14 protein-coding genes are annotated in these 17,197 nt (G+C 46.2%); 10 read left to right on the forward strand and 4 right to left on the reverse strand.

The window, feature by feature from the left end; all coding sequences use genetic code 11:
* Positions 1 to 61: 61 nt before the first annotated feature.
* Positions 62 to 697: a pyridoxamine 5'-phosphate oxidase gene (gene pdxH / locus UF05_RS12400; RefSeq protein ID WP_005464858.1), complete on the reverse strand. Its 636-nt coding sequence runs from the start codon at positions 695 to 697 to the stop codon at positions 62 to 64.
* Positions 698 to 781: 84 nt separating this feature from the next.
* On the opposite strand from pdxH, the gene UF05_RS12405 reads away from it, so the two are divergent.
* The 8 genes from UF05_RS12405 to UF05_RS12445 all read left to right on the forward strand — a co-directional run bounded on the left by UF05_RS12405 (position 782) and on the right by UF05_RS12445 (position 11,734).
* On the forward strand, positions 782 to 1,066 hold the full coding sequence (locus UF05_RS12405) for a hypothetical protein (RefSeq protein ID WP_025524203.1): 285 nt from the start codon (positions 782 to 784) through the stop codon (positions 1,064 to 1,066).
* A gap of 91 nt (positions 1,067 to 1,157) precedes the next feature.
* On the forward strand, positions 1,158 to 3,008 hold the full coding sequence (locus UF05_RS12410; protein ID WP_045545605.1) for a sensor histidine kinase: 1,851 nt from the start codon (positions 1,158 to 1,160) through the stop codon (positions 3,006 to 3,008).
* Entirely contained in the window at positions 3,001 to 4,227 is a 1,227-nt protein-coding gene (locus UF05_RS12415) for a sigma-54-dependent transcriptional regulator (RefSeq protein ID WP_024702249.1), read from the forward strand. Before UF05_RS12410 ends, UF05_RS12415 begins: the two co-directional genes overlap by 8 nt.
* Before the next feature lie 169 nt (positions 4,228 to 4,396).
* Positions 4,397 to 5,788, forward strand: coding sequence for an HlyD family type I secretion periplasmic adaptor subunit (locus tag UF05_RS12420; protein WP_005464847.1), 1,392 nt, complete (start codon positions 4,397 to 4,399; stop codon positions 5,786 to 5,788).
* A gap of 114 nt (positions 5,789 to 5,902) precedes the next feature.
* The gene (locus tag UF05_RS12425; protein ID WP_005464869.1) at positions 5,903 to 6,586 is read left to right on the forward strand and encodes a transglutaminase-like cysteine peptidase; all 684 of its coding nucleotides are present in this window, start codon (positions 5,903 to 5,905) and stop codon (positions 6,584 to 6,586) included.
* A gap of 5 nt (positions 6,587 to 6,591) precedes the next feature.
* A complete protein-coding gene (locus UF05_RS12430; RefSeq protein ID WP_005500162.1) occupies positions 6,592 to 8,505 on the forward strand; it encodes a bifunctional diguanylate cyclase/phosphodiesterase in 1,914 nt (637 codons plus the stop codon).
* A 15-nt stretch (positions 8,506 to 8,520) separates the two neighbouring features.
* On the forward strand, positions 8,521 to 10,635 hold the full coding sequence (locus UF05_RS12435; protein ID WP_005464845.1) for a type I secretion system permease/ATPase: 2,115 nt from the start codon (positions 8,521 to 8,523) through the stop codon (positions 10,633 to 10,635).
* Between the two features lie 505 nt (positions 10,636 to 11,140).
* Positions 11,141 to 11,734 carry a mechanosensitive ion channel family protein gene (locus UF05_RS12445; RefSeq protein ID WP_020841595.1) on the forward strand — a complete coding sequence of 198 codons (594 nt, stop codon included), beginning with the start codon at positions 11,141 to 11,143 and terminating at the stop codon, positions 11,732 to 11,734.
* A gap of 361 nt (positions 11,735 to 12,095) precedes the next feature.
* Here the strand turns inward: UF05_RS12445 and UF05_RS12450 are convergent, their stop codons facing one another.
* Together UF05_RS12450 and UF05_RS12455 are read right to left on the reverse strand one after the other, a co-directional pair.
* Positions 12,096 to 12,524 carry a hypothetical protein gene (locus UF05_RS12450; protein WP_045545606.1) on the reverse strand — a complete coding sequence of 143 codons (429 nt, stop codon included), beginning with the start codon at positions 12,522 to 12,524 and terminating at the stop codon, positions 12,096 to 12,098.
* Between the two features lie 173 nt (positions 12,525 to 12,697).
* A complete protein-coding gene (locus UF05_RS12455) occupies positions 12,698 to 14,323 on the reverse strand; it encodes an ABC transporter substrate-binding protein (protein WP_031818373.1) in 1,626 nt (541 codons plus the stop codon).
* Positions 14,324 to 14,464: 141 nt separating this feature from the next.
* Between UF05_RS12455 and mpaA the strand changes: the two genes are divergently transcribed.
* Positions 14,465 to 15,175, forward strand: a complete 711-nt coding sequence (gene mpaA / locus UF05_RS12460; protein ID WP_082064020.1) for a murein tripeptide amidase MpaA — start codon at positions 14,465 to 14,467, stop codon at positions 15,173 to 15,175.
* A gap of 19 nt (positions 15,176 to 15,194) precedes the next feature.
* Here the strand turns inward: mpaA and UF05_RS12465 are convergent, their stop codons facing one another.
* Positions 15,195 to 16,046 (reverse strand): SIS domain-containing protein, encoded by an 852-nt coding sequence (locus tag UF05_RS12465; protein WP_045545608.1) that lies wholly within the window; start codon positions 16,044 to 16,046, stop codon positions 15,195 to 15,197.
* 242 nt (positions 16,047 to 16,288) lie between these two features.
* Between UF05_RS12465 and murQ the strand changes: the two genes are divergently transcribed.
* The gene (murQ, locus tag UF05_RS12470) at positions 16,289 to 17,191 is read left to right on the forward strand and encodes an N-acetylmuramic acid 6-phosphate etherase (RefSeq protein ID WP_031818372.1); all 903 of its coding nucleotides are present in this window, start codon (positions 16,289 to 16,291) and stop codon (positions 17,189 to 17,191) included.
* Positions 17,192 to 17,197: the final 6 nt, after the last annotated feature.

Genomic DNA, 17,197 nt, shown 5'->3' on the forward strand with positions numbered 1-17,197 from the left:
TCTTTATAAACACAAACACCGCCTAAATGGCGGTGTTTTGTTAGGCGTTAAATAAGATGCCCTATGGCGCGAGACGGTCGATATCCCATTCGCCATCGTGTTGAGAGAATAGGAAACGGTCATGCAGACGATGCTCACCGCCTTGCCAAAACTCAATGCTTTGCGGTTTAACTCTAAAGCCGCCCCAAAAAGTTGGCATTGGAATTTCACCTTTGGCAAATTTCTGTTTGAGCTCAAGGAACTTACCTTCCAGCACTCCACGAGCAGAAATACGGCTACTTTGCTTACTCGCAATGGCCGCCAACTGGCTATCTTTAGGGCGGGAAGTAAAATACTTCATGTTTTCCATCGCAGTCAGCTTTTCAGCCACACCAGTAATGTGAACTTGGCGCTCTAATGGATGCCAAGGGAAATGCAGGCTGATGTTGCTGTTATGTTCAAGATGCTGCGCTTTGCGACTACCTAAGTTGGTGTAAAACACGAAGCCATCTTTATCGACGTTTTTCAATAAAACGATTCGTTGAAATGGCATGCCGTTTTCATCCACGGTCGCCACTGTCATCGCAGTAGGATCAGTCAACCCCGCCTTAATCGCTTGCTCCAACCAAAGGTTGAATTGATCAATTGGATCAGCTTTCAAATCTTTACGACGTAGGCCACCTTTCGTGTACTCACGACGAATATCAGCAAGTTCCATCTTTACTCCTTCACTCGTTTTTGTCGATTGTGCTCCCGAAGCTACTGAAATACAAGGACAGCAAACATAGATGTTGAAAAACCGATGGTAACCTCTAGGTTCAAGCAAAAAGCGAGGCCAGGCAACACTTCTAACGAGACCAAAGGCCAACGGCTGGGCAAGTTTTTCCACCCAAATGATAAGATTGAAGCGACGAAAAGTAACGTGAAGTCATTCCAAAACAACTTCGCTTCGTTTGCTCTCCAACAGGACAAGATTGACTATTTGACCTCAAGTGAGCATAAACTGACCGCTATGCCACACAACGAACCAATCGCTTACTTGGCAAACAACCGTTACGTATTTATTAGTACGGAATACTACTTCTAAAATGCATTTCGATTCCTAGTTAACGTTACCGCTCACAGCATCGTTTAATACCTTTTGATAACATGGCATTAAAAACTCCGGTGAGCTAATTGTGAACTTACTCAATCCCAAAGCCCTGCGCCATTTTCTATTGCTGTTGTTTGTTATCGGCATTCTAGGGCTTGCTCTTACGCATCACTACGCAACTCGCTATCAACACGATCAATGGCAACAAAAACTCAAAAGCCAAGCGGCTCAAGTCTCACAAGAAGTCGACTACGAACTGGCGAAGTTTGAACAAATTCCCAATTTGCTTAGCCATGACCCACGCTTGCTTGAAGCCGTTGAGAAAGATGCACCGTCGACAGAACTGAACTTACTGTTGGCGCAATGGCTGAAGCAAAGTTTGGCCGATACCATTTATGTCCATGATAAAACAGGCTTGGTTATCGCTTCGAGTAACTATCAACAGGCGGATACGTTTGTCGGTTCGAGTTTTAGTTATCGCCCTTACTTTAAAAATGCCCGTCGTGGTGAGCCAGCCCAATACGTGGGGTTAGGTGTACGCTCTAACAAACGAGGCTACTTCTTTTCCTCTCCACTATGGTTGAACGGCGATGTCATCGGCGTCATCACGGTAAAAGTGAATTTGGAGCAGTTGGAACAGCGCCTTGCACAAAGTGGCGCAGACGTTTTGGTGACCGACAAACACAACGTAGTGTTTATGAGCAACCTACCCGATTGGCGCTATCGAGCACTGTTTCCACTCTCACCAACGGCCATCAATGAACTGACTGAAACTCGCCAATACGGTGACACGCTGCCTGAATATTACGGTGAACTTACCGCGCAAAGTGACGAAAGTGAGTTTGCGGATAACCAATTGTTGCTGTCACCAAACTACCTCGCGTACGCGACACATTTGTTGGATAAAGGTTTTCGCGTTGTAGCGTTAATCAATCACCACACCGTACTGACGGCAGTATTGCAAGCCGATGTAGTCTATTTAATTTTATACGCGCTGATTGCACTGATCGCATTGGCATGGTTTCAGATGTTGGTGAACAAGGCACGTCTTGCCAATCTCAATGTGAGCTTGGAAGAAAAAGTCATGCAACGCACGGTTGTACTAAGTGAAGCAAACCACAAGTTGCAGCAAACGGTTCGTCAGTATGAACAAAGCCAGCAAGAGCTAAGACAAACTCAGCAAGAGCTGACTCAAGCCGCCAAACTTGCTTTGCTGGGCGAGTTGTCTACCAGTATCAACCACGAGATAAACCAACCACTTGCCGCGCTGAGAACTTACACCGAAAACTCCCAGCGCTTGTTGTCGATGGAACGCTACCCGATGGTCGCAGACAACTTAAACAAGATGCTCTCGCTAAACGAGACTATTGCCGAGGTCATTGCTAGGCTAAAAGTCTTCACCCGTAAAACTTCTCATGAACCTCATAATGAAATGTCGATACTCCACGATGCGGTGCACAATGCCACCAGCATATTGAGCAATAAGTTGATCAAGCAAGGCGTCACGCTCAAAGTACCGACGATCGACCACGAGGTGAGGCTCGCCATTCACAGCGTTGAACTAGAACAAGTGCTCATCAATCTGTTCCACAACGCTGCGCAAGCGATGGATGGCTATTGTATTGATCCACAAATTTCCATCGCGATTCAATGCCACGATTCGAGCTGCGATATTCTGGTCTCAGATAACGGCCCGGGGATGTCTGACGAGGCATTGGCGAAAATCTTTGACCCGTTTTTTACCACCAAACCAGAAGGGCTCGGACTGGGTTTGACCATTTCAAAACGTATTTTAGAAAGCTATCACGGAGCACTCAGCGCCTATAACCACCAAGGGACGCAATCGGGTGAGTCAGGCGGCATGACCTTTGTGGTCACCGTTCCGATGGCAAACACCAGAACCACCAAACCAGTAACGGAAAACGACCATGCATAACGCAGTTATCTTTGTAGATGACGAACCACACATTCGTGATGCCGTTTCACAAGCACTACTTATCGAGGGCATTGAAGTCACTTGCTTTCCCAATGCCGTTGAAGCACTCAGAGTTATCGATGCCAATTCTCCAGCCATCATCATTACCGATATTCACATGCCGGTCATGGATGGCTTAGAGTTTATGCGTACGCTGCTGAGCAAAAATCACCACTTTCAATTCATCGTTCTAACTGGGCATGGCGACGTTAAAACGGCGGTCGAAGCGATGAAAAGCGGCGCGTACGACTTTCTGGAAAAACCATTTTCAACCGATCAACTGATGAAATCACTGAACAACGCCAGCGATAAGCTGAACTTGTTGCAAGAAAACATCTGGCTAAAGAAAGAACTCGACATGCAAACCCATGTCGGCCCGAAAATGATTGGTCACAGTAAAGTCATGGTGAGTATTCGCCGAGCCTTAATCAGCGCACCGACGAACCAACCTCTGATTTTCGTGGGACAAGACGGCACTGGTCGCCGATTAGCTGCGCAATTTGCTCACGATATTCACGCCACACCAGACAGCGAGCTGATTGCAGCATCAGGTGAAGACCTTTACGAACTGTCGCTAGATGCACTCGACAAAGCCATTGACCACCTGACGGAAGACTCAAACCGTTGCAGTTTGTACCTGCACAGCGCAGAACATATCTCGCTCGCACAATGGCAATGCCTGTTTAACCACCCGAAATTGGAGCGCGTATTTGGTGCGACGACCAAGGTTGATGCCGATGTTAAAACGTTCGCAACGCTCATCCACTTACCAACGCTGGATGAACGCAAAGAAGATATTGGCCCACTTTACAAACACTTCGTACGTCATGCAGCAAGCCGTTATCAGCTGCAACCACCGCACATCAGTTTGGACGAAGTACGCCGAATTACAGAGCTTTCTTGGCCAGAAAACGTTAAACAACTGCGCCAATTTGCGGAGCTGCGCGCTCTCAAACCTGAGACTTTTCGCATGGAAGATTGGGACAGTGAAAAGAGCATCGAAATTCAGAGCATGACTCAACGCACAGAACACTTTGAATATTGTCTGTTATTTGATGCATTACAGCGACACAGAGGCAGACTTAAAGAGGTTCAACTAGAATTACAGGTGTCACGCAAGACCTTGTACGACAAACTAAAAAAACATCAGTTGGACAAATCGAAGTTTAAGGCTCAGTAGCAATACCTCAAAATCTCTTCAGCCTTTCAGCAAGAACGGGCTGAAGCCAGACGGGTAACCAGAGCGAATGTCCTCTGTTACTTATTTTTATTAGCCGGAATGCTGACATGATCGGGTAATAATAATAAGATCAAAAAGATAATCCGTATTTATATAAGCAGAGAATGTGATGAGCCGAGACAACTACAACAAACTCAGCAATGATGAGCTGGATTTTGTCGATGACAAAACTGCCGCACTGCTTCTCAACACCCCAAATAGCGCCCGACTAATGTTGTGGGTTATGGTGTTGTTTTTTGTTGCAGCCATTGGTTGGGCATCGTGGGCACAGATCGACCAAGTCACCGTCGGTCAAGGTAAAGTAATTCCCTCTTCTCAAATCCAAGTAGTTCAAAACTTGGAAGGTGGTCTCGTCAAAGAAATTCTGGTGAAGGAAGGCCAACTGGTGAAAAAAGGCCAGCAACTTCTGTTGATCGACGATACTCGTTTTCGCTCGGACTACCGCGAACGTGAACAACAAGTTGCCAACCTGACCGCCTCGGTATTACAACTTTCTGCTTCTATCAACAGCGTTGCCGTCAATCGCGATTTTAATATTCAAGATTGGGAAAAAAGCGTCGTTCTCGATTACGGCAAACTGACTTTCCCACCGGTATTGGAAGAGACGCAGCCACAATTAACTCAGCGTCAAAAAGCAGAATACCGCGAAGATTTGGATAACCTACGCAACCAACTGTCGGTGATCGATCAACAAGTTGAGCAAAAACAGCAAGACTTGGTCGAGATTGAAGCGCGAGTGCGCAACTTACGCCAAAGCTACCAATACGCGAAGAAAGAACTGGATATCACCCAACCGTTGGCGGATGAAGGCGTTGTTCCGCGCATTGAGCTACTCAAATTGCAGCGCCAAGTGAACGACACTCGCCGTGAAATGACATCTAGCGAACTGAAAATCCCAGTGATCAAATCTGCCATCAAAGAATCCATGCTCAATCGCATTGATGTGGCGTTGAAGTTCCGTTCCGAACAACAAGAGAAACTCAATAATGCTCAAGACCAACTGTCTGCATTGGTTGAATCGGCGGTTGGCTTGGAAGACCGCGTAAACCGCACGGTGGTTGTCTCTCCGGTGACAGGCAAAATCAAAACGCTGAACGTCAACACCGTTGGCGGCGTTATCCAACCGGGTATGGACATCGTTGAAATCGTACCAACCGAAGACACCTTGTTAGTTGAGGCGAAAATCGCCCCGAAAGACATCGCTTTTCTACGCCCGAACCTAAATGCCATCGTAAAATTCACCGCGTATGACTTTACAAAATACGGCGGCTTAGTGGGTGAACTGGAGCACATCAGTGCCGATACCACCCAAGACGAGGAAGGCAACAGTTTCTACATCGTGCGCGTGCGCACAGAAAAAACCAGCTTTGGTCAGGATGCCGATTTACCAATCATTCCAGGAATGACAGCATCGGTCGATATCATCACAGGGAAGCGAACCGTTTTGGAGTATCTGCTTAAGCCGATCTTAAGCGCCAAAACTAACGCCTTGAAGGAGTAACTGATACAAAGGCACTCACAATGTGCAGTTAAGCTCGATAAGTGGTTAAATAAAAAGCACTTATTTCTCACCAACGAGCCCATTGGAAGAGTACACTTGTGATGTGAGTCGAATATGCGATCCAATTTGAAGCGTAAAGTTACATTATTAATCAGTTTAAGTTGTTTTTCGTTCCAAATTGGTGCGTTAAGCACAAAAGAACAACGATGGGTCGATGCGGTCACAGCGGTGTATGGCGAACGCGCCGGATTGCGCGTAAATACATGGCGACAGAACATCGACCTTTTTAAACAATTGGAGACTCATGAACAGCTCGTGGGCGTTAACGATTTTTTCAACCAACTCTATTTCGTTGACGACATAAAACTGTGGGGAAAGACAGACTATTGGGCTACGCCACTCGAATTTTTAGGGAGCAACGGCGGCGATTGTGAGGATTTCACCATCGCTAAGTACTTCTCGTTACTCGAGCTAGGAATACCAGATTCAAAGATGCGTTTGATCTACGTAAAAGCCATCGAACTGAATCAGTTTCACATGGTATTAGCCTACTACCCGACCCCAAGTTCTGAGCCGCTCATCCTCGACAATATCAATCCAGAAATTGTCCGAGCCTCTAAACGTAGCGATTTGCTACCGATATACAGTTTTAATGGTACAAACCTGTGGTTGATGAAGTCCTCTGCTGGCACTGGAGAGCTAGCGGGGAAAGCATCACGTTTGAGCCTTTGGAATGACTTACGCTCGCGCGAACGTAAGTTGCAGTTAAATAAACCTAAAATTAACTATGACGAGTGAGAAACATGACCCTATATAAGAAGCTTGTAGTGGGAATGGTTACGGTCTTTATACTCTTGATGGCATCAGTATTCGTAATCGAATTCAATACTACTCGAACGAGCTTGGAACAACAGCAACGTTCAGAGGTCAACAACACCATCAACACCGTGGGTTTGGCGTTAGCACCTTACCTAAAAGATAAAGACAAGGTTGCCGTTGAATCGGTAATCAATGCATTATTTGACGGCAGTACCTACTCAGTGGTGCGTCTCACCGCGTTAGATTCTGATTACCAAATCGTACGCTCTTACCCAGTAAAACCAAGCACCGTTCCGCAATGGTTTATCGACATGAATCTGTTCAAAGCGATTCACGATAAACGCGTGGTCACCAGTGGTTGGATGCAACTGGCCGAAGTCGAAATCATCAGCCACCCAGGCGCGGCGTATGAACAGCTATGGCAAGGTTTTATCCGTTTGCTATCTGCGTTTAGCGTCATCTTCCTAGCGGGATTGATTGCGATTTCTTACATTCTGCGTCGTTCTCTAAAGCCACTGGCTGCTATCGTGAAGAAAATGCACGACATCGCAAACAACCAGTTTGGTGAGCCACTCACTCGCCCTAAAACCAAAGACCTGATCGCGGTCGTGGATGGCATCAACATGATGTCGGCACAGATTGAGTTGTCATTTAAAGAACAGGCCAAAGAAGCACAACGTCTACGTGCTCAAGCATACCTAGATCCTATCTCCAAACTAGGTAACCGCTCGTTCTACATCAACCAAGTTGACCAATGGTTGGCAGAACAAACGCAAGGGGGTATCGCGCTACTCCATGCAGAATATATTGGCGACATTTACGAGACAAAAGACTACCAACGCGCTGATGCCCACGTGAAAGAGTTGTCTCAACGTCTGAAAAACACCATTGATGTACCGGGAGCCACCATTGCTCGTCTTTCTAGTGATGAATTCGGTCTGCTTTTCCCGCACATGGATGAGAGCGAACTGCGCATTCTCGCGGACAGCATCGTCAACTGTGTCAATGGCCTAAACACTGATCCCACTGGCTTAGCAAAACCAAAAGCCTCGCTTGGTGTGGCACACAGCAAAGATCAGAAAACGCGTTCTGAAGTCCTTTCTATGGTGGATAACGCACTATCGAAAGCCAAAGCACAGCCAGACAAACCATACGGCTTCATTGGTAGCGATACGCCATCTAACTTGATGGGTAAACAGCAATGGAAAGCGTTGGTTGAAGAAGCAATCCACAGCGATTGGGTGAAATTCCGCTTCCAAGCTGCGAAGAATACTTGGGGCAAAGTGTTCCATAACGAAGTGTTCTCAAGCATCGAAAAAGATGGCGAGACTTACCGTGCTAACCAATACTTATTTGCATTGGAACAGTTGGATGCGACCAACATCTTCGACCAATACGTGATTGAGTCGATGATTAAGATGCTAGAAAGCGGCGAGCTTAACGATCCAGTCGCGATTAACATCGCACAAAGCAGCTTGTCTCAGCCATCGTTCATTCGCTGGACAACCAACATGTTGGAGAAACACTCGAAAGTGGCGTCTAAACTTCACTTTGAGATTCCTGAAGAGTGCTTCATCGATCATCCGCACCATACCGCACTGCTTTGTAACGCAATTCGTCAGTCTGGTGCTGAGTTTGGTGTCGATAACTATGGTCGTAACTTCCAGTCGCTGGAATACATCCAAGAGTTCCGTCCGAACTATGTGAAGCTGGATTACTTGTTCACACACAACTTACACGACGAAAAACAGAAGTTCACACTCACGTCGATCTCTCGTACCGCTCACAACTTGGGCATTACTACGATTGCATCGCGTATTGAAACTCAGATCCAATTGGATTTCCTCACCGAGCACTTCGTAGAGGTATTCCAAGGATTCATCGTCGACAAGGAATAATAAGGTTCACCAACGATGAAAGACCCTTTACTGAATTCGCTCATCTACGTTAGCCGTTACTATGGGTTAGCCAACTCGCCGGAAGCTCTTGTGAATGGGCTTCCGCTGTCAGATGGTAAATTGACCCCGTTCCTGCTACCAAGAGCGGCGGAAAGGGCCGGATTGGTTGCCAAGGAAAACCGTGCAGAGCTGGAGAAAATCTCCAGCCTGATTCTGCCGGCAATCTTAGTTCTTAAAGGTGGTGACTCTTGCGTTCTCAATAGCATCAATATGGAGACACGCGAAGCAGAAGTCACAACCTTAGAAAGTGGAATGGTGCCAATCTCCATTCCATTAGAAGACCTACTTGAGCAGTACACTGGTCGCTACTTTTTAGTTAAAAAGCAATTCCGTTTCGATGAGCGCTCTCCCGAAGTGCTCAAAACCAAAGAAGGTCACTGGTTCTGGTCAACCTTGTGGCAATCTAAACGCATCTACCGCGATGTGCTTATCGCTTCTCTTTTGATCAACATCTTCGCCATTGCCGCACCAATGTTCACTCGTTTGGTGTACGACAAAGTGGTGCCAAACCTCGCGTTTGAAACCTTATGGGTGTTGGCAAGCGGTATCTTCGTCGTGTTCATTTTCGACTTTTCTCTCAAGTCACTTCGTAACTACTTCATCGATGTGGCGGGTAAAAAGTCGGATATTCTGATCTCCTCTAAACTGTTTAGCAAAGTAATGGGGATTCGAATGGAATCCAAACCGCCGTCAGTGGGTGCATTTGCACGTCACTTGCAGGAGTTTGAATCCATCCGCGAATTCTTCACTTCCGCTACCGTCAGCGCGTTGATCGACCTACCATTTGCGATTCTGTTTTTAATCATCATTTGGTTGATGGCGGGCAATTTGGTATTTGTGCCGATGGTAGGTGTTCTCATTCTGATCATCCACTCACTGCTCATCCAAGGCCCTCTACGCCGTTCTATCGAGGAAGGCTCACGTCTGGCTTCTCAAAAATACGCCAACCTGATTGAGAGCTTGGCAGGCTTAGAAACGGTGAAAATGTTGAGTGCTCAAAGCCAGTTCCAATACCGCTGGGAAGAAGCGGTAGCGCACATGGCAAACTGGAACATCAAGAGCCGTCGCATTACCGACAGCATCCAAAACGCAGCGGGTTTCGTGCAGCAAAGTAGTAACGTCGGAATGATCATCTTAGGCGTTTACTTGATTGCAGAAGGTGACTTAACCATGGGTGGTTTGATTGCCGCAACCATGCTAAGTGGTCGTGCGATTGGGCCTTTGGTTCAGCTATCGCTACTTTCAACGCGTTATAACCAAGCCAAATCGTCGATGACCATCATCAATCAAGTGATGGAAATGCCGGACGAGCAAGAAGAAGGCAAACGCTACATTCACCGCCCTATTGTACAAGGTAAGATTGAGCTAGAACGCGTTACCTTCCACTACCCAGACTCACCAGTCGCGTCAATTCGAGATTTGAGTTTGACGATTAATCCTGGCGAAAAAGTGGCGATTATCGGCCGTATCGGCTCGGGTAAAACCACGTTAGAGCGTCTCATCATGGGCTTATACCAACCGACAGAAGGTCATGTTCGCATTGATGACACCGACATCGCGCAGCTTCATCATGTCGATATTCGCCGCAATATCGGGTGTGTGGCGCAAGATTCCAATCTGTTCTTTGGCTCCATCCGCGACAACATCACGCTAGGCCGTCCATTAACCGATGACCGTGACGTGATGGATGCAGCCAATCGTGCGGGTGTGACCGCCTTTACGCAATCGGACCCAGCAGGTTTGGAGCGTCAGGTTGGTGAAGGGGGCGCAATGCTTTCTGGCGGTCAACGTCAGGCGGTGACGATTGCTCGCGCGTTCCTTGGACGTCCTCCGGTACTCTTGATGGATGAGCCAACCAGTGCAATGGACAACCGCTCAGAAATGCACATCAAGCATCAATTGGCGCAGTTAAAACCGAGCGAAACGCTGATTTTGATTACACACAAAACGTCGATGCTCGATATCGTAGATCGCGTGATTGTAATGGAGAAAGGCAGCGTAATTGCAGACGGTCCAAAATCTCAAGTGCTGAACGACTTGAAGCAAGGTAAGGTTAGAGCAGTTAGCTAATCTCTGAAATCAAGAAAGCCATTATTGAAATACAAAGCCCCGTTGAATCGAAAGTCTCACGGGGCTTATTTGATCGGCAAACCAAGATAGTTCAGCTCTTCAAGCACAACCCAAATAAGCACGAACCCCACGATCACCACCAGCATCATGATCGCCTTTTCATCTTCTTCCATACGCCCGCGCCTCTCCTACCGACTTCTTTCAACCACTACTAGGTTAGCAGGACGAAGGTCATATTCATCAAATTTATGACGCGCTTCACTTGGCGTAATTTCGGATATGGGATGAAGCTCAAACATTGAGCACATGAAAGAGACGCCGACTCTGGTTGAATATTAGGCATGGTAACGAAATACTACCCATCGCAGTCTTTCATTACGCTATTTCAGTAACATGTAAGGCGTTTTAATGCTGATACAGGGTAAACAGAGTAGAAAAATTGTGATTACTTACAGCAGAAAATCAGCTATAAAAGCCGCTTTCTAAATATCGTCGAGTTGAAGAAATGAATGATTGGATCCAATTAGAACAAGTGAGCCAGTATTTCACTACAGGCTCCCTCGGTTACAAAGTGTTGATGGGCATTTTTGTCCTGATCGCTTATCGTATCCTGAAGAGAATCGTCAATCGAGCCATCTTAAACTTAGCAACCTCAAAGGGCGTAAAAAAGGCCCGCCTGAGTTTTATTCAGCGCTGTTTCAATGTCGCGCTGCTGTTTTTGACCGCCTCTGTTTTTGCCATTATCACCGGTATTGGCTATGGCGATGTGTCATTGTTCCTGTCGTCCATTTTCGCCGTATTGGGTGTGGCGTTTATCGCGCAGTGGTCAATTCTGAGCAATATCACCGCCAGCTTTTTGATCTTTTTTGTCTTCCCATACCGAGTGGGCGATCGTATTAAAGTCGTAGACAAAGACGAAGACATCAGTGGCGAGATTCAAGAAATCAGCATGTTTCACGTGTTAATTAAGCACGACAACGGAAACTTGATCACTTACCCAAACAACCAGATTTTGCAAAAAGCGGTACTAAAGCTGGCGAAAAACAAGCCAGAGCCAAGTAAAGCCAAATCTCGAATTTATACTCGCAGAAAGAAATAACCCACTAAAAAGCCGATGTATCTACATCGGCTTTTTACTTAGATAAATTAGCCAGCTTAATCGGAGCTACAAAGCCAGAATGGAAAATAGGGACAAAGATCCTCAATAATTTTTCTACCTCCGCTTCCAACTTGATTTTTCATTTACCAAGATAGAGATAAAAAGTTGGTTTTCTCTCTGTTATATATCCTTCTAAGATTGAATCAATATCAAATAATTTTATTTATATTTTCAATCGCTTGCGCGCATTTAGCGTTGCTTTCAAATCGACGAAATTATCCATTGACATGCCAGCGCTCTATCGTTGAACTCTATCCTTTTTGCTACAGAGCTAGTCCCAATATTTTCGTAATACGTTCATTTATATACATGTTAATAGAGGGATATACTTACAAAATCCTGCTTCGGTTATATACTGATCTTGATAGATCATTTCTTTTCCTAAATATATCTGTTGTAACTCAATATTTTTTCCCTGATCATAACTAGCATCATAGGCACCGGAAGCAGTTAGTGTTGTTGTACTTAAAAGTTGTGTTTGTAACCATCTGCACATCTGTGGTGACAGGCTATCTGCATAATATTGTAGATTGCTTTTTTTATCTTTAATTATCGTAACTTTTGTCCCATTTCTCCATCCTCTAGAATCAGCACAAAGCACCTCATCCAAGCTCAAGTTTACAGTCTTAAATGTACTAGTATCAGGTGTTGTACAAAATAGCCAAACTAAAAATAGGCAGAAAAACGTAAAGAGACTACCTATTTTCAAAAGTCTTACTGTTCTATTCAATATATTCTCCTATTGTTTTTATTGTACCAACGCCATCAGCTAAATTAGAGATTGAATGCTGATTGTTTATGACTTTATACGCACCAGGAGCAGAGAATGCCATACCAACGGCATTGTGTGTCGCTCGCCCCAAAACCTTCGAATAAGGCTTTAGAGGCGCTATTTTTTGAGCACTACTTTTTAATGTAGAGGTCTTTTGAGTAGATACGACCCTCTACGTTGTTTTTGGCAAAACCGCCAACCGTAGGGCGAACCAAACGCGCTTGCATGTAGTAATAGATTGGCGCAATGGGCATATCTGCCGCCAGCAACTGTTCTGCTTGGTCATAAAATCCTTGGCGCGCTTTCTCATCGGTTGCAGCCAATGCACTGTTCATCGCGTTGTCGTACGCTTGGCTACTGTAACGTGCAAAGTTACCCGAAGAACCTGAACGCAATAAACTCAAGAAAGTGGACGCTTCGTTGTAATCACCACACCAAGACGCACGCATCACATCGAAATTGCCTTGTTTACGCGCCACTAAGTACGACTTCCACTCTTGATTTTCTAACTCAACGTTTGCACCGAGATTCTTGTGTAGCATCGAGGCTATTGCAACGGCGATAGATTTATTTGCCTCACTGGTGTTGTACAGCAATTTGAAATCCAAAGGTTTGCCATCACCGTATCCCGCTTCTTTCAGCAGTTCACGCGCTTTCTCATCACGTTGTTGTTGACTCCAGTTACTGTATTCAGGCGGCGTCGCATCAAACCCTGCGGTGTACTGATGCGCAAAAGTATAAGCAGGAAGGTTGCCCACTTGCGTGACACCATTCGTGATCACATCGCGCATGATGGAGTACGATACCGCTTGACGCACTCGCGCGTCATCAAATGGTGGACGAGTGGTATTGAACGCGTAGTAATACGTGCACAGCAATGGCACCACCGTGTAAGCCTGCTTGTAATCTTGTTTAAGCTTCTGCGCCATATGAGTCGGCACATCTGACGTGATATCCACCTCACCTACCGCATAGCGATTGATCGACGCGTTTTGGTTTTCAAACGGAATGTAAGTCACTTTGTTTAAATGCGTATCAGCACTGTCCCAGTAATTTGGGTTCTTGACCAGTTCAATGCGCTCATTCACGACCCACTTATCCAATGTGAATGCACCGTTGCTAACAAATTGGTCTGGATCGCTCCACGGCTTGTCGCGGCTTTCCACTGTCGCTTGATGCACTGGCATCATGGACGTGTGCCCGGTCATAGCAACAAAGTACGGAACTTGACTGTCCAACTCAAAACGTAAGGTGTATTTATCCACCGCCGCGATACCGAGATCGTCCAAAGGCCTTTTGCCCTCTGCCACATCGGCGATGTTTTTGATCTTGGTGAGTTTGAGATACCAAACATTTGGAGAAGCGGTTTTCGGATCTACTGCTCGGCGCAGTGAATAGACAAAATCATCCGCCGTCACAGGCTCGCCATTCGACCATTTCGCATCTTTGCGTAGGTGAAAAACAAAGGTTAGGTTGTCCTTGGTTTCCCACGATTCCGCCACTCCGGGAATTATGTTTCCGTCACGATCTTGAATTACCAGCCCTTCAAATAAATCACGAATCACGTGCATTTCTGGCAGACCTTCGGCTTTTGCCGGATCAAGCGTTGCCGCCTCTGCGTCATTCGCACGTACCAAATGTTGCTCTGCGGCGAGTTGAACGCCGTTAGGTAAGGTATCCGCAACGACAGATGCAGAAAGAAAAGGGGTGAATAAAGAGGAAATCAGCAACGCCGTTGAATGTTTTTTTAAATCCATATCGTTTTTCGTTCTCCTAACGCGTCTTGTGAAGCAAGCGCCACAATTAACATTTCAACCGTTGACGAGTTTAAACGGTTCGGTTTAGCTAGGTTTAATTAGCTTAGATATTGATATTACTTCATCAATCAGGAGATTACGGTGAGTCTAATTCCAAGAACGGAAAGAGCGACATTTTTAATTCGGCCAACAACATACGGTCATTCCGTGCTTGGTGCGCCACTACTGTATTTTCCGGCGCAAGTCGAAAGTGCTTCGCGAGGTTTGATTTTGGCAGGCACTCACGGGGATGAGACAGCCTCGATTGCAGGTTTGTCCTGTGCGCTAAGAAGCTTGCCAGCTAAAAACTTACGACATGATGTGATTCTGTCACTGAATCCGGACGGCAACCAGCTAGGCACACGCGCAAATGCAAACCAAGTGGATCTCAATCGCGCGTTTCCAACCCAAAATTGGACTGAGCATGGCACCGTGTATCGATGGAGCTCTCACACACCCATTCGAGACGTAAAGGTGAAAACAGGCTCTAAAAACCAGCTAGAGCCAGAAGTTGGCGCATTAATTAACTTGATTGAACTGCGCAGGCCAAAGTTTGTGGTGTCGTTTCACGAACCGCTTGCGTTTGTGGATGATCCCAAACATTCCAACCTTGCCAAATGGCTCGGCGAGCAGTTTCAGCTGCCAATCGTGGACAATGTCGACTACGAAACACCCGGCTCATTCGGCACTTGGTGTAGTGAACGTGATTTACCTTGCATCACGTTGGAGTTACCGGCAATTTCTGCCGATCTCACCATTGAAAAGCATCTGTCCGCTTTTATTGCTTTACTGATGCACGATCCGGATCTTTAGTACGCTGTTGGTTAAGCGATCATGTGAGGATCTGTTTGATGTCGATACTGATATCGCTGATCAACTGACGTGCACTTTCGTCTCTTTGCTGAACCAAGATGATAAACAGCAAATCGGTGATCACGTTTTGCGCGGTGCGCGAAGCAATGGATGAGCTGCGATGTTCCGTTTCATTGGCAATCGTATCAAACGTAATATCGGCAATACCGCGCAAGCGGCTTCTCCCAGGAGCAGATAACGCAATCACCTTCGCGCCCTGCTCTTTTGCCGCTTCTGCCGCGACGAGAATTTCTTTGCGTTCGCCCGAATACGAAATCGCAATCTGCACATCTTCTGAAGAGAGGGTACGAGCAACAGCAATCTGCACGTGGCTGTCTTGTTCGGAAAGCGCCGTAATACCGAGTTTAAGCAGTTTAAAGCTTAAATCCTTCGCGGTCAGGGCTGAGCCCCCAATCCCGACCACTTGCACTCGACGCGCTTCGCTCAACCATTTCACCGCTTGATGACACGCTTCATAAGACAGCGCATTGGTGGTTTGAAACATAGCATCTGTTTTTGCTTTCACCAGCTTTTGTGAAATAACCGCAATGGGATCATCTGCCAAAATATCACTGTGCAGCGGTGTCGACTGCATCGCATGCTTACGGCCAATCTCTTCATTCAGAGCTAACTTAAACTCGCTGTAGCCTTTAAAGCCAATATGCTGAGTAAATTTCACAATGCTCGATTGACTCACTTTTACTTGCGCCGCAAGTTCTTGGCTAGTGAGCAGCGCCGCCTTTTCTGCGTTTTCAACAATCCAATCGCCGACCAAACGACCACTTTGCGAAAGCTGAGTACGCCTCGCGACTATCTTATTGACAACTGACACAACAAAAACCTCAAAAAATTTAAATAAATTATTCCAAAACAAAAATAATTGGAGTTTGATTTAACTACGTGATTATTCTAACCAAGCCAGTTTATACCGGATGTAATGGACGTATATTTTCTCTCATTATTCCAAATTTCTCCTGCACAAAGAATAACCTCAAGTGTGATTTTTATCACCAAAACAGAATATTTTATTCCATAGAATCGCCCTCAGATTGAACATTACGAAGAGTGTAAAACATGAAAATTGATTTAAGCCGATTGGTGACAGAAAGCCGTAATCCAGCCAGTGCAGAGATTGATACGCTTTCGACCATCGAGATGCTGCAAGTCATTAATGAAGAGGATCAAAAAGTCGCGCTCGCGGTCAAAGCGGTACTACCACAAATTGCAAAGACGGTTGATGCAATTACTGCAGCGTTCGCCAATGGTGGCCGTTTGGTTTACATGGGAGCTGGCACATCAGGCCGCTTAGGCATTCTTGATGCGAGCGAGTGTCCTCCAACCTACGGCACGCATCCAGATATGGTGATTGGCTTAATTGCTGGTGGACATCAAGCGATTTTAAAAGCGGTAGAAAACGCAGAAGACAACGCGAAAATGGGTCAAGACGACTTAAAAGCACTTCACCTCACCAAGAATGACGTGGTTGTAGGCATCGCTGCAAGTGGCCGCACACCTTATGTGCTAGGTGGTTTGGAGTACGCTAAATCCATCGGAGCTACGACCGCATCTATCGCCTGTAATCCAGAATGTGCCATGGCAAAAGCGGCCGACATCGCGATTCTGCCGATTGTTGGCGCAGAGGTTGTCACTGGCTCTTCTCGCATGAAAGCCGGCACCGCACAAAAACTGGTGTTAAACATGCTCACGACAGGTGCAATGATTCGTAGCGGTAAGGTATTTGGTAACTTAATGGTGGATGTAGAGGCCACCAACGCCAAGCTCATCCAACGCCAAACCAACATTGTTGTAGAAGCAACTGGCGCATCAAAAGAAGAAGCAGAGCGAGCATTAAATGCCTGCGATCGCCACTGCAAAACTGCCATCTTAATGATTTTGGCCGATTTGGATGCCGAACAAGCCAAATCACGCCTCGCCGCGCACAACGGTTTTATTCGCGCAGCACTAAATAATAACTAAATAATC

It is taken from the genome of Vibrio sp. S457-15 (assembly GCF_000960545.1).
Classification (GTDB): Bacteria; Pseudomonadota; Gammaproteobacteria; order Enterobacterales; family Vibrionaceae; genus Vibrio; species Vibrio parahaemolyticus.